General features: G+C 41.3%; 14 protein-coding genes. 11 read left to right on the top strand and 3 right to left on the bottom strand.

Features of this window, described 5'->3' with window-relative positions; genetic code table 11:
- The first annotated feature begins 5 nt into the window (after positions 1-5).
- Entirely contained in the window at positions 6-1,364 is a 1,359-nt protein-coding gene (locus B4G94_RS19190) for a RagB/SusD family nutrient uptake outer membrane protein (RefSeq protein ID WP_286861078.1), read from the top strand.
- Between the two features lie 32 nt (positions 1,365-1,396).
- Here B4G94_RS19190 and B4G94_RS19195 read toward each other — a convergent pair whose 3' ends face one another.
- The 3 genes from B4G94_RS19195 to B4G94_RS19205 form a co-directional block, all read right to left on the bottom strand.
- A complete protein-coding gene (locus tag B4G94_RS19195) occupies positions 1,397-1,738 on the bottom strand; it encodes a hypothetical protein (protein WP_165308794.1) in 342 nt (113 codons plus the stop codon).
- Between the two features lie 178 nt (positions 1,739-1,916).
- Entirely contained in the window at positions 1,917-2,378 is a 462-nt protein-coding gene (locus B4G94_RS19200) for a MauE/DoxX family redox-associated membrane protein (protein WP_286861081.1), read from the bottom strand.
- 164 nt (positions 2,379-2,542) lie between these two features.
- Positions 2,543-3,574: a helix-turn-helix domain-containing protein gene (locus tag B4G94_RS19205; protein ID WP_286861083.1), complete on the bottom strand. Its 1,032-nt coding sequence runs from the start codon at positions 3,572-3,574 to the stop codon at positions 2,543-2,545.
- Positions 3,575-3,911: 337 nt separating this feature from the next.
- Here B4G94_RS19205 and B4G94_RS19210 point away from each other — a divergent pair, with 337 nt between their 5' ends.
- The 10 genes from B4G94_RS19210 (at position 3,912) to B4G94_RS19255 (ending at position 14,153) form a co-directional block, all read left to right on the top strand.
- The gene (locus tag B4G94_RS19210) at positions 3,912-4,037 is read left to right on the top strand and encodes a hypothetical protein (protein WP_286861086.1); all 126 of its coding nucleotides are present in this window, start codon (positions 3,912-3,914) and stop codon (positions 4,035-4,037) included.
- A 68-nt stretch (positions 4,038-4,105) separates the two neighbouring features.
- Positions 4,106-5,086, top strand: coding sequence for a hypothetical protein (locus tag B4G94_RS19215; protein WP_286861088.1), 981 nt, complete (start codon positions 4,106-4,108; stop codon positions 5,084-5,086).
- Between the two features lie 115 nt (positions 5,087-5,201).
- On the top strand, positions 5,202-6,305 hold the full coding sequence (locus B4G94_RS19220) for a hypothetical protein (RefSeq protein WP_286861091.1): 1,104 nt from the start codon (positions 5,202-5,204) through the stop codon (positions 6,303-6,305).
- A complete protein-coding gene (locus B4G94_RS19225) occupies positions 6,256-7,089 on the top strand; it encodes a LytR/AlgR family response regulator transcription factor (protein WP_286861094.1) in 834 nt (277 codons plus the stop codon). The genes B4G94_RS19220 and B4G94_RS19225 overlap by 50 nt, the downstream gene beginning before the upstream one ends.
- A gap of 21 nt (positions 7,090-7,110) precedes the next feature.
- Positions 7,111-7,416, top strand: coding sequence for a hypothetical protein (locus B4G94_RS19230; protein ID WP_286861097.1), 306 nt, complete (start codon positions 7,111-7,113; stop codon positions 7,414-7,416).
- A gap of 532 nt (positions 7,417-7,948) precedes the next feature.
- Positions 7,949-8,593, top strand: a complete 645-nt coding sequence (locus B4G94_RS19235) for a DUF6266 family protein (RefSeq protein WP_286861100.1) — start codon at positions 7,949-7,951, stop codon at positions 8,591-8,593.
- A gap of 58 nt (positions 8,594-8,651) precedes the next feature.
- Positions 8,652-9,200: a DUF6266 family protein gene (locus tag B4G94_RS19240; protein WP_286861103.1), complete on the top strand. Its 549-nt coding sequence runs from the start codon at positions 8,652-8,654 to the stop codon at positions 9,198-9,200.
- A gap of 16 nt (positions 9,201-9,216) precedes the next feature.
- Positions 9,217-9,603, top strand: a complete 387-nt coding sequence (locus tag B4G94_RS19245) for a hypothetical protein (protein WP_286861106.1) — start codon at positions 9,217-9,219, stop codon at positions 9,601-9,603.
- A 537-nt stretch (positions 9,604-10,140) separates the two neighbouring features.
- The gene (locus B4G94_RS19250; RefSeq protein WP_286861109.1) at positions 10,141-10,587 is read left to right on the top strand and encodes a hypothetical protein; all 447 of its coding nucleotides are present in this window, start codon (positions 10,141-10,143) and stop codon (positions 10,585-10,587) included.
- Positions 10,588-11,099: 512 nt separating this feature from the next.
- Positions 11,100-14,153, top strand: coding sequence for a SusC/RagA family TonB-linked outer membrane protein (locus tag B4G94_RS19255; RefSeq protein ID WP_286861112.1), 3,054 nt, complete (start codon positions 11,100-11,102; stop codon positions 14,151-14,153).
- Positions 14,154-14,164 lie beyond the last annotated feature (11 nt).

Genomic DNA, 14,164 nt, shown 5'->3' on the forward strand with positions numbered 1-14,164 from the left:
ATACCATGAATAGAATAATGATATTATTGACCTTTGTTGGCGTGTTAGGGTTGTCTTCATGTAGCGGTTTTCTGGATGTAAAACCAGATAGTTCACTGGCACTGGTCAAAACAGTCGATGACTATTTGGCTATAGTTCAAAATGAAACCCGGATGAATGCCAACTATCCATTTTCATACGATTATGCAAGTGATTTTTTCTATCTCTCCGAACAGGATATTGATGCGTTGGATGAGACTGGAAGATATGCATACTTATGGATTGGAGAACCCTGCCATGCAAACAACTGGAACCAAAATTATGCGCGGATTTATGATACGAATGTCGTGCTGCAAGGAGTAGATCATGCGGATTTGGGCAATCGAAGTGAATCGGATCGCAGGATGGCTAAGGGCATAGCAGCATTTTCAAAGGGTTTTACCCTAATGCAGCTTGCCGCTTTGTATGCGCCACCCTATGAACGGGGGAATAATTTGGGGAAATTGGGCATTCCTATTCGTCCCTCGGCTAATATTGAAGAAAAATCTGTCCGTCCTTCGCTCGAAGACTGCTATCAGGAGATTGAGCGTTTGTTGATAACGGCTGGTAATCTGTTGCCAGATCATACGAAAGCCAGGACAATACCGGGGAGGGAAGCCGCATGGGCTGCATTGGCTCGTTTTTATTTAGTAACTCAAAATTATGACAAAGCATTCGTATACGCAGACTCATGTTTACTATTCAACGGCGAGCTGATTGATTATAATCTGCTCGATCCATTGGCTTCGAGTACTCAATTTCCGGTTTTAAATAAAGAAGTAATATTTCATGCAGCAAAAGGCGATTTTTCGGGTATGTCTTCCACTTCGCGGTCAATGGTCGATAGTGTATTGTATCAAAAATATGCTATGGATGATCTCAGAAGAAGTTTATTTTACAGAAAAAATGTTGATGGCAGAAAAGGGTTTTATGGGAGTTATGATGGCAATGTAGCTTCTGTAGTATTCAGTGGAATAGCTCGGGATGAGATTTATTTGATTGGAGCTGAGTGCGCTGCTCGTTTGGGCAAGTTGGATATCGCATTAAATTGGATAAATGAGCTCCTCAAAAAACGAATTGTTAGGGAAAGCTTTACCGTTTATAATTCCAGTGATCCGGATATTGTGCTTCGGTTTGTGCTGGAAGAGCGGGAAAAAGAATTGGCTTTTCGTGCCGGTATTCGATGGATGGATCTTAGAAGGCTTAATCTTGATGACCGGTTCAAGAAAAAAATCACTAGACTATATAAGGGAAAGGTCTATACATTAGAACCTAATGATATAAGATATACATTTAAAATCCCCGATGAAATCGTTTCGATAGGGAAGCTGGAGCAGAATCAATAGAAAAGGGGGCATTGTGTAGTGCCCCCTTAATGTTAATTTTGCAAAAATACATCCGACTCAGATGTGTCTTTGTTCTGTATGCGTTGCATAAGATCACTATCCTCTTCAATTACAGGATGATCCGTTCCATCATTTGGGGCCACAATACCACAAATGTTTTGTGTACCCGGACAAAGTGTAGAAAGATCACCAGTGTAAGGTGAATAGTTAGCGGGATTTGTCGGATCAGCATTGGGATCGTTAAGCGTCCATGCTGGATCTGCTTTTACTTCAATGTCTGCTTTTTTACTTTCTTCCGCCTTGACGTGTCCTACATATAGGCCAAATCCTAAAACTGCTCCCAAGATTGGGACAAATAATTTTACTTTTTTCATGTTGATATTATTTAATGTATTATTAATACAGGTCTCTAGTTTCTAGCTCTTCAATATCTTGTCCCGGTGACTTGCCTTTTCTTAAGGTTATTATATATCTGGATTGTCGCAATCCCGGGAGAAGAGCTTGGTTAGCTATTGACTAATGTCCTATCGGTTGAACTCCCGTCGGAGTTCGCTATGCATAGTTTTTTAATTTCCTTTTTAATTTATGTTCCATCAATAATGCTGGAACGCCAAGTAAAGTAATGCCCAGATTGAAAAAGAAATGCTGTTTCCAGCTCATTTTTTCAAATACTTTGCCGCAGGCACAGGGGACATAACCATAGATTTCGATGAAAGCCAGGTACGCATAGATTGTATATGCGGTCATCAGTAGAATGGTAAGTCCCAATCCCCAGAATCTTAATTTTGGAATACAGAGCAGTGTTACTGTTCCCAGTTCCAGCATTGGTAATAAATAGCTTAAAATTGCTGTCGACCAGTCCGGAAGCGGCTGCTTATTCAGCTGGCTTACAAAAGCCGAATGATTAAACACCTTACCTAACCCCGTCACGAAAAGCAACACAATCAACATCACCAGAGCAGATAGGACGTAGATCTCCATGAAGATTTCCCACTTTTTTCTTTTAGTTTTCATCACAACTCTATCAGATTCTAAAGTGTCATCATTTTGCCTATATTTTCTGTTGTGTTCCATCTCCTTTTGTTTTAATCGCTTACTAAGTATTACAATGCTAAATTACTGCAATATCTAGCCGAGCGTTAGGTAGAAACAGAGGTAGGGGGAGGCAGAAAATTAATCTAAGATGAGGTAAATGGATCTATCGGATCATTTACAGCACCAGAATCGTTGTTGTAAATTGATTGTTGTTGCTGTTTAAAAGTTAATGCAGTAAAGCCTATCTGATTTTTGACGAACTTATTAAGTTCATTGATACTGCTAAATCCGCATTCCTCGGCAGTGGTAGCCAATTTTTCGTTACCTATGATAATAGAAGCTACGAGATCCAAGAGCAACTGGTTGCGGTAGTCGTGAAATTTACAGCCATAGTGTTTTTTATGCTCGGCATTGATATGATCCCTGCTCACTAAAAGTACTTTGGCAATGTCGGATAATCTGGTTTTGGCCCCCTGATGAAGAATCGTAATCTGTAATAAATTGCGCGCCTGATCGATCAGTTTTTCCTGATTATCGCCCAGTAATTTAAACCGGCTGAGCTGGATCAGAAAAATGAGATGTTTGAGCAACATATGCTCGTTGTCCAGGATATTGGGATTGATCTTGCTAAAAAGTTGTTGTAGTTGCCGTCTGGTCACCTCACCCACACGGAAAGTAACGCTTTTGTCGGCCTTGGATGACTGCTCTTTCCTGGCTGTAACCAAATGTTGCAAAAAATTAAAATGCCGGCTGGCGGGTGGCCTGAATAGTCCGGCATCCAGTATAAAGCCAACAAGGATATGATGGCCTTTGGGTACAGTAATCCCATATTCGCCTTTTGCTATATAGAGGTACGCGCCCCACCCTTCGAAAAAGTCCATCACAAAATCATGGGTATGATGGCGCTGTCGAATCGGCGAGTCGCTTTGTAGACAATAGGTAAGGTGTAGGTCGCCCAGTGTCGTATATACGGGGATAGTTTCTTCTCGTTCCATCCAGAACTCATAATAGTAGAGATAGCCATAGCGCCCATCAAAAGTCTGTTCGCTAATGCAATTGTAAAGGGATATCCAATGCTGCTCCCGGGCATTACGGATGGGGGAGCCCAGCTCATATTTTGGCCGCCCGATGAGCTGATATTCCTGAGGTAAGGTAAAGTCATAACTTCTTTCCATAAAATGATTTTTTTAACATGGGTTTTCTTTAACTGATTGATTCACTGTTGGTCATGGCTTGTGATTAAATTCTACGAAAAAATGAAGGATGTGACCAAAAAAAACTGTGGATAGGTCTGGAGAGCAGGTAAACCGGTTTGGAGATACGGTGAAATTTAGCGGTTAGCTAAATTTATCGTTTACAGGTCTGTATGCCTTAAGCACCGAAAAATGGCTCTAAAGTCTTGTTTTTCTGCCAAATTAGCCACCGTGATCACCACGCTTTCCCGGCCCGAAAGCAAAGTGACCAGACAAGGCAAGTTTGGTGCTAAGTACGGATAAAAAAGATGGAAAAGAAATGGAACAGCTTTTTATGAAAATGCAGCTTTTGGCTGATCAGGCGCTCTACATGTATTCCGGTTCGGAAACAGTAAAGTTAATGATCGAGTCTGCAGAGGAAAAATGTAGTTTATACTATCTATAATCGCTTTGCAAGAGATAGATGGGTGATCCGGACACCCTTTTTTTGACAACCAATTTATTTGAACAACCATGAATACAATACCTCAAAATCTGGGGAATACCCCAGATTTAACAATCGACAAATTATACCTTGCTTCCGACCGCTGGTACCGAAGCCTCAAAAGTATTGCGCTCTTATACCGCTGGGGACTGATCCATAGCCATGATGAGCTAATCGGATTATTGCACTTACACCAGAGCTGGATGGCCCGGCAGCATTATCGTAGAGATGACAATTTATTGAATCAGCTGATCGGCTCGTGGCCCGTGCTGGATCGGCAACCCCGCATCTGGGCTTGCCTGCATATTGGTCCTTATGCAATGGTAGCAAGAGCATTAATGATGCTGGGACGAAAGCTGGCCATACTACTCCGTGCAGATGTCTTTGAAGAACAGGGCCAGATTTATCGGCAGCAATATAAACTGTCCTTTGGCCGTGAAGCGACCGAAGCCGAACTGATTTTTATTAAAGCTGACCGTGGCAACCCTTTATTGAAGCTCAGGGAAGCGCTTCGTAAAAATTATGATGTTGTCGTTTATATTGACGGGCAGCTTAGTATTGATAAGCAGGGCAGGGGCTGGGCCACAGTAAAACTGCATGGGACCGATCTATCACTGCGTGAAGGTATCGTTGCTTTGAGCCATTGGGCGGATACGCCCATTATTGCGCTTCTTTTGACTGAAATCGGTGCGCAGATCAGGCTGCGAGCTTCCGAAGATCTTTACGTGCAGTGTAAAGCGGACTATCCGCGTATCATGCAACATGTCTTTGATCCTGTGCATCTATTGAAGGCCGAAGAGTTACTTCAATGGGAATGTCTACCAACAATTTTTGATAAAAGCCCCATAGATCTGCCTGAAAATAAACCTGATCAGGTCATCTGGTTGCCATTTCTTGTAGCAGATAAAGGGATGCTCTTTGATGTGACTACTTGTCGTTCGGTTGGGATCGGACCAAAGGAGTTTGAATTAGCCCGTCAGAAATTTCGGGAAATAGGGATCGTGACTTAATGTCCCTTTTTTGTGACGTGTTTGTTAAAATCTCTTTAAATCTATAAATTGTCATTTTAAACAATTTTAAACCTGTTTAAATTAAGATCTGTGTTACTTTATAGCCTAAACCGATATGATCAAGGACAGTATTCTGAAACCGTTGCCTTACCGTATTCATATGATTTGTTGGACGATCTACTTTGCCTGGGTCACCACTGTCAATGTCTATAAATTTGGCTGGGGGCACCTGCCTGTAATGTTTTTCGTAGCGCTTATTATGTTGACAGTTAGTTACGCAAATAGGGCCTGGCTACGGCGTATGCTTTTTAGAAAATTTTCGTTACAGCATCTGTTTTCCTTGCTTGTCTATTTACTGCTGACGACGTTAGTTGTTTTCCTCGTCCTTTATCAGTTTCCAACGGTATTGAGCAAAAGGGTGCTGAAGAATCCCGGGCTCTTTAAGGCCGTCGACTTTGGTATTGGCGTCCTGACGTTCTATATATCCTTTGCACTCAAAGGATTGATGATCTTAGCGATTGAGATAGGCTATAACCTGACAATAGGCCTGTTCCGACATTTGGGCTTGATCCGGGAGCAGTCGGTGGCAAGCATCAAGACACAGTTCTTTCGTAACTGGACAGTTCATTTTATGGGCAATCTGACGCAGAGCTTCGCCCGCAGGGCAAGAGACAAGCGTGTAGCTTTGGCCCGGATTGATCTATTTTTAAGTTTACAGGCCTATGCTATGCGGAAACTGCAATTTGCTAACTGTATGTTAGGTACGATCGAGGATGAAATCAAGTACCTGCGCATGATGATGCGCTTGTATGACGAGACGCATATCTTATTAAAGACGGATATTGATGACTTTAACAGACCCATAATCCCAATGACATTATTGAGCCTATACAAAAATATGGTAAAGCACGCCGACCTGGAGGATACGGAGCAACCGGCAATCCTACAGGTGTGTGTAGATGAACAGAAGATCATGATCAAAAGTATCAACCGGATAGCCCAGCGGTCGGCCTGGATCTTTGAGGCTGGCGGAACGGGATTAGAGCAATTGACAAAATTGCTGCGCATGGAATACGGCGATGCATTTTCACTGATTAAAAAAAAGGAGGGCGGCATATTTTACCTGGATTTGGAAATAAATTTTAAACATGAAAACAATAGAAAAAATAATGAAGCAAGAAAAACGGCGAAAGAAAATCCGGGCCGCCATTGTGGATGATGATCCGGATATCGTCGATGATCTAAAAACATATGTGGATCTCAGCACAGGGGTCGAATGTGTGTACGCGACGACCAACCCCAAAGAAGCATTGGTCGCATTGCGTAGTCTGAAACTTGACGTACTGTTTTTGGATATTGAAATGCCCATCGTCAGTGGACTGGATATCTTGGGGCAGCTGGCTGGCCTAAAGCGTATTAATCCGGGTATTGCCGGGCTACAGGTCGTGGTGTGCAGTACGAATAGGGAGGTGGGGGATAAAATGTTTCATTATGAAGTAACGGACTATTTTCTAAAACCTTTTGAAAGGGACCGTTTCTACAAGGCGATGGACAAGGTGATAGCCAAACTCCAAAAATATGGACTGAATGATCTTGATGATGGAAATAAATGCTTTTTCTATGGTGCACGGGGCCAGGAGAAACGTCGGTTAAATTACGATGAGATTATTTACATCGAGGCGAAAGATGATCAGACCTGGATCTGGACCGATGAGAAAGTATATATCGAGGTTAATGTGACTTTTGGCGACATGATCCTGTGGTTGCCCAAGGCCAATTTTGCACAGGTGCACCGTAGTTTTGCGGTCTCGCTCAATCATATTACAGCCATTACGGCAGCATATGTAATCTTGTCAGGCATAGAAATAAAAAGGGGCGAAAAAGGTAAGTATAAATATTTTGACCAGTGGATCGAACAAAATACAATTACGGGCAGGCTCAACAGACATGGAATTGTCCGCGATACAGTGGAGAAATGGGAAAATAAACAAACTGAAAAATAGTTAATGGATTAAAACCAACTTATGAGGATTATTTTGAACAAAACCAGAAATAGCGTTCACAAGGGGAATGATGGCGCTATTTTATTTGCACTGCATATACTCTATAAGCGGCTGCATAACATAAAGCGCAATACGATAGATGCTGACGATACAGAAGCTGTCTGGTGGGATGCTGCCCATGTGCAGGACTATGTGGGTGTCAGTGAACGCACACTGTACCGTTATCAGCATAAAGGAATGCTTGGTATGGTACGAAAGGAAAATGGGAAACGTCTTTTCCTCGCTGCTGCAGTTGAGCGTTTTAAGCGTGCTTACTGGAATCTGTAAGCTAACGGTAAAATAGCAGTCCTAGTTTAGGGTCTTTCGTTTTCGGAAGACCTTTTTTTCTGAAAATATTTGTCTCTATTGATTAGAAAGTACCTTCGGTTTGCTTTTATAGCCGTTGGTGCTAGCGAAACCACGAACATTTTATTTTTCTTCGGGTCAATTTCTGACCAATACCGGCCTATCTTATGCTTTTCTTTTGCCGCTGCTCGGGGCAAGCTTTGGCTTTGTTCGGGTGGGTCTTTACCGCTGTTCGGGCTGCACCCGAAGCAGCCCAATGCAACAGTAGCCTATCGCTAATGGAAGGGCAGGAGTTGGGTGTTTGTTGGTCAGGTGAATTCCTATAGTATGGTCTTTTTTTTACGGCATCCTGCCAGATCCCTGCCTGTCTCCCGAAGGATTCCTGCCAGTATGCTGTCAGACTTGTTATGTGTATATGTTTTTGATTTTTAAGTTTTTACGTTTGTGGTGTCAGGCTTAAATACCGGTATGTCTTAGCTGCTGACGTTAGTTTAATTTTTAAAAAATAGAAAAAATGGGAACAATTGTAAATGGAATAAATGGACGTGTGAGCGGTAAAACCGGCTCCGTGATAGGGTCCAGCTGGAAGAGTATAAATTACCTCAAAGGGCTGTACAAAAAGAGCAATAAACCTGCTACTGAAGAGCAGTTGATCATTCAGGCAAGATTCAAGCTGGTCATGCGCTTTCTGCTGCCCATCACCTCATATCTTCAGGTTGGATTTGGTCAGAAAAAGGCTGATCGGCAGACACCGCTCAATGCAGCCTTTCAGTTTAATCTGCCGTTGGTTATCCAGGGTACTTACCCCAGTTTCACGCTGGACTACAGTAAAATCCGTATCGCGGATGGTGCTTTTTATCTGGGGCCACCACAGGCTCCGGTGTATGCCAACGAGGAGCTGACTGTAAGCTGGGATATGGTCAATAATGATATCTACAAGAGTGCGGATGACGACGGCGTATATATTATCTGTTATCATCCGGAGCAGGATGAATTTTTGGCTCCGGCTTCCGTACCTACGCGAAGTGCGGGGACGGTCACCTTCGGCGTGCCAGCCCACTTGCTCGGAGGCGAGGTGCATATGTGGATGTTTATGGCGGATCGCAAGAAAAAACGTGTATCCAAAAGTAGTTACCTGGGCTTGATCGAGCTCAGCTAGTTTTAATGTTGGAATGCCGTCCATTCTGGACGGTATTCCATTCTTATCAAGATAAATCATGAAGAAAATTCGAAAAAATAAGAAAACCCCCGCGCAACTGGCGCAACAAAAACGATTTGCGCTTGCAGTCAGTTTTTTGTCACCGTTGAAAGATATCATTGACGAAGGCTTCAAATTTGTGGCCAAGCGCAAGAAGCGTTTTATATATCCATTTAACTTGGCGATGTCACAGGTTTTAAAGGTTGCAATCTCGGACCTGTCCGGAGTTCCGAGTCTGGATCCTGAAAAAGCATGGCTGAGTGATGGTAATCTTCCCAGTGTCATTGTGGGGGATGTCACCCGGGAAAATCGTAGGCTAACCGTACAGTATTTTGGTGAGGCCACTTTTGGCTGTTGGGACGACCGGGTGAGGCTAATAGCCTATCAGGCTGAGGAAGGAGTAGCACTGGGAAGTCAAGTACCCACATTGCGCCGGGATAATGCAGTTACAATAGAAATCCCCGAAAATTTACTCGGAAAGGATATACTTCTTTATCTGCTCTGTAACGAACGGGATGGCTTGCGCTACGCACGCAGTCAATATTTGGGAACCTATCACATTAATTAATTTTTATCAGAAGGAAATGAAAACATTACAAAAACAAATGGTCTATGATATCGAGGATATCTATTGGCCCCTAACGAATAAGCAGCTGCTCGGGATTGTGCTGGTCTGCCTTTGCGTATTTTTTATTTCAGCAGGTTTTTTGCTCCAGGCAGTAGATCCTACAGCTGGCGTATTGGATATCGGTATGCTTTCCGTACTGCTATTCTGTATTTTGGCAGGATTACTCGCGGTCTACTGCTGCTGTTGGCTGCAGGAAATTCTCTGGCAACCTTTTAAGTTCTTCCGTCAGGACCTTAGTTATCATTTTAATCAATTGACATCATGGCAACAATGCATTATTTATTTCTCGGTGTTCTTTCTGTCGCTGTTCTCCTTCTTGGCGGTTTTGGCAATCGTCCTGTAGTGGAACATAATGTACCCTCAAGCTCCTATGAGCAGGTAGCTGTGCATTATGGGGCAAGTGAACTTAGTTCATCTGTGAACTTTCGGGAACGAATCGTGGACATTGCCCGACACGAGATGGCTGTCAAAGAAGCAACCGGCAATAACGATGGCCCACGAGTCGAAGAGTACCTTGCCTATACTGGCCTTGGTAAAGGCCACGCCTGGTGTGCGGCTTTTGTGTCCTGGTGTTACGGAAAGGTTGNNCGGCAAGGCTGGCCTTCCTGCTCCACGCAATGCCTGGAGCCCCGCACTTTTTCCCCTGGCCCGTTCCTATACAAAAGAGCAGATACAGAGCGGCGTTGTCCGCCGGGCAGATCTATTTGCAATCTATAATCAAAAGCTTGGACGCATAGACCATGTCGGCATCGTTCAGAAAATGGAGCGGAACTGGATCCTAACGGTAGAAGGTAATGTCAATAACGGCGTATTGTCAAAGCGACGGTCACTGGCTACGATCTATGCATTTTCAAATTGGCTGGATTGAAAGGGGGAAGTTATGTGCAGGAAAACGAATTGCCGATTGATCTATGCCATAGGCTTGATGTGCCTGAGCTCCTGCAAGCTTTATCAGCAAAAAAATGGGGCTGAGTTGCAGTCTTCGCGTAGTGAATGGCGGTGGAATGAGGTTGCCCAGCGACGGTATACGCTGCAACGGGATAGCCTTTCTCGATCATGGTATTTCTCCTCGGACAGCGGCTTCCGTTTTCATCCGGATAGCGGTTTGACAGCTGAGGCAGGGGAATTGTGGATACAGGAGTCAAAAACTAGGGCAAACACACAACATCAGAAAATAATAACTGCTACCGAAGGTTCGGTTCAGAAGGGATACCGTACAAAGCAAACGAAAAACAGTTCTCTAAATGCTAATTATTGGTGGTTTGTATTATTGCTTTTGATCCCTGTCGTTTTGCTGTGGAATAAAATAAGAAAGCTTTATAGCTAAAACCAGCTTATATAGCTGATTTTGTAAGGTCAGATCTAGATGGATCTGACTTTTTTTGTTATTAGCTTTAGATATTTCTTTGCATTAGTTTAGACCGGTCAATTCAGGAAAAATGATCTTACTGGCAGATGAGTTGCTGGCAAATTACATTATTGACATATACAATAAGTAAGTGGCGAAAAGCTGTGGAAGCCCCAAATGACAAAATTTTAGCGATTAATTATTCCGATGGACAATTCATAATGTTACTAAATGTAGAAAATACTTTAAAAATAATTATCTGGTTTTTAGTTGTTTATGTTTATTTGTGAATTTATTGTTATCGCAAAGTTATGCTAGCATTGTAAAAGTTAAAAAAAGTTATAATTTTGCATTTAACATTTTTTAACAAGCAGAAACAATCTGGTGAAAAATATGTTACTAACTATAATACATAATATAAATTATCGGAAAGTATATTACTAACCATAGTATTTTTTTCAAAAATTAACATTTTTAATAAACGTAAACATATGAAACACAAATTACTCAGTTTTTTCGTGGGTAGTATGATCCTAACTTCGGTGGCGTTCGCGCAGGAGAAAAAAGTAAGTGGTCGAGTAACAGGAGCCGATGGTAAACCATTGGCAGGGGTTACGATCGCTGTTCAAGGATCTAATGTTGCCACGCAGACAGATGCGAACGGTAATTATTCGTTGTCTGTTCCAACAGGAAAAGTTATTGTCTTTCGTTCTGTAGGATTTGCTGACAAAACACTAATTGTTAAGGAAGGACAATCTGCTTTTAACGTTACTTTGGACGGTTCTGACAATGCTTTGAGCGAAGTAGTAGTGACAGGGATGGGAGTCTCTAAAAATACAAAAGGGCTTGGGTATTCAGTATCTAAAGTTAGTGGAGATGATTTAGTAAAATCAGGAGAGGCAAATATTATACAAGGACTTGCTGCAAAAGCGACCGGTGTTCAAGTTACTTCTTCAAGTGGTACTCCGGGCGCATCATCTAAGATTATTTTGAGAGGTCCTGCTTCTTTTTCTGGCGATAATCAACCTTTGATTGTTGTTGATGGTGTTCCATTAGATAATAGTCTTAATAACATTAAAGCGGGAGATGACCCTTATAATCAAAATCTAGCTGGTGTTCAGACTGCAAATAGGGCTTTGGATATTAATCCTGATGATATTGAATCTGTAACTGTCTTAAAGGGACCCGCAGCAGCAGCGATCTATGGTCAAGCCGCTGGTAATGGTGCAATAATTTATACCACGAAAAAAGGGAAATTAGGCTCAGGATTGGGTATTGTCTATTCGACAGGTTTCGAAGCGTCTAAGGTTAATAAATTGCCTGAGATGCAAACTAGTTATGGACAAGGAGAAGGAGGAGTATCAAAGGTTAGTGCTGATAGTTGGGGCCCTAGTTTAGCTGGTAAACAGTCATATGATAATGTAAAAGAGTTTTTTCAAACGGGAAGAATTTTTAATAATAATTTAGCGATTACTTCTGGTGGCGAAAAAACTACTTTTAGATTCTCTGTGGGATCTCACAATAATAAGGGAATCGTACCAAACTCTTCTTTTAATAGATATACTGCGCGTTTAAGTTCGGAGTCGAAATTAAATGATGCAATTACGGTTGGCGGGACATTGAGCTATACGAATTCAAATACTCGGGCTGTTCAGAATGGTAGTAATCTCGCTGGTACCATGCTTGCTTTACTTCGTACTCCTGCTGACTTTAATTTGGCGGATTATATCAATGAAGATGGTTCTCAAAAACAATACTTTCCTAACTATGATAATCCATATTGGTCCACGGAATTTAATCCTTATACGGAGCAAAATAACCGTGTAACTGGTAATGCTTATGCGGATGTGAAATTAAATAATATATTCACAATTTCTTGGAAAACGGGATTAGATAATTATTCCACTGAAGGAAAGCAAATATATGCGATTGGTTCTCGTGGAGATGATAATGGTCTTGCTTATGGCGAGATTAAGCGTACTAACGTTAATTTTCGTAATATTTATAGTGATTTATTGTTAAAGTTTAATACGAAGATTTCGGAAGATTTTTCTGTCTCTGGGATGCTCGGAGGAAACTTTAATTATGCTCAATATACGACGAATTTCGGGAGAGGTAGAAATTTAGCCATGCCAGGCTATTATAATTTTGCTTCCGCTCAAGAATTATATGTTAGTAATTATGAAGAATATAAAAATAGTAAAGCTATATTTTTAGATGCAACTTTTGATTATCGAAGTATTTTGTTCCTAACATTAACGGGGAGAAATGAATGGTCAACTACTTTTGGTAAAGATTCTAAAGGATTTTTCTATCCAAAGGCTGATGTTTCCTACGTTTTTTCTCATCTGTTAGAGAATAATTCTATTCTGAATTATGGTAAAGTAAGGTTTGCTTATTCTAATGTAGGTATTTCACCCAATGTCTATTCTGATCGGTCGTATTTCACCGTTCCTACGATTGCGGATGGTATGACAAACGGATTTTCATTCCCATATGCTGGGCAGGCAGGTTTTGCTAAATCTAATGTGCAGGTTGCAGAGGAATTCCGTCCAGAAAGAAATAAGGGATATGAAGCGGGGCTTGAAATGAAATTTTTCAATAATCGTTTAGGCTTAGACTTCACATATTATCAACAGCATTCGTCAGACTTGTTAATATCTCAACCAATTGATCCTACAAGTGGTTACGCATATTATTATAATAATGTGGGGGCAATGAAAAATACGGGTTATGAAGTTGGTATAACAGCTCATGTTGTTAAGACGGAAAAATTCAATTGGCATACCACTGTAAATTGGTCTAAAAATGAAAACGAAGTTACTGAATTGGCAGAGGGAGTAGATAAGATGTCTATCGGATCGGCATTTTCAGCTCCTCAGTCTTATGCAATTGTAGGACAGCCGTTTGGGGTTTTATACGCTCAGAAGTTCAAACGAAATGCGGAAGGTAAAGTATTGATAAACCCTACCAGTGGGTTACCTATTTATGAGGATGAGTTAGGAAATGTTGGAAGTCCTATTCCCACATGGTTGATGAATTGGAATAATGAATTTTCGTATAAAGATTTTTCATTATCCTTTTTATGGGATTTTAGGAAAGGTGGTAAAATATGGGGGGGAACACAGGCAGGACTTTATAATAGAGGAAAAGCTGCAGAAACAGCAGATCGTGAAAGAATGTATAAAATAGATGGTGTATTTGCTTCTGGACCCGACGAAGGAAAAGAAAATAATAAAGAAATCGATGCATTAACATATTTCAGAAATTATTTAGGTAATAGTAATTCAGAAATTGCGATTCAAAATGGTTCATGGGCAAGATTAAGATCAGTAGATTTTAGTTATCGCTTTAAAAATTTCTCTAAATCCATTCAATACATTCAAGTTGGTGTGAATTTACGTAATGTATTATTGATTACGGATTATAAGGGTGTTGATCCAGAGACAAGTTTGACAGGTTCAAATCAAAACTTTGCTGGATATGATTTCTTTAATAATCCGGGAACTAAATCTTATTCTCTTAATTTACGTTTTGGATTTTAATTTTAATATAA

This window comes from Sphingobacterium sp. UBA7625, assembly GCF_002484085.1.
Taxonomy (GTDB): Bacteria; Bacteroidota; Bacteroidia; order Sphingobacteriales; family Sphingobacteriaceae; genus Sphingobacterium; species Sphingobacterium athyrii.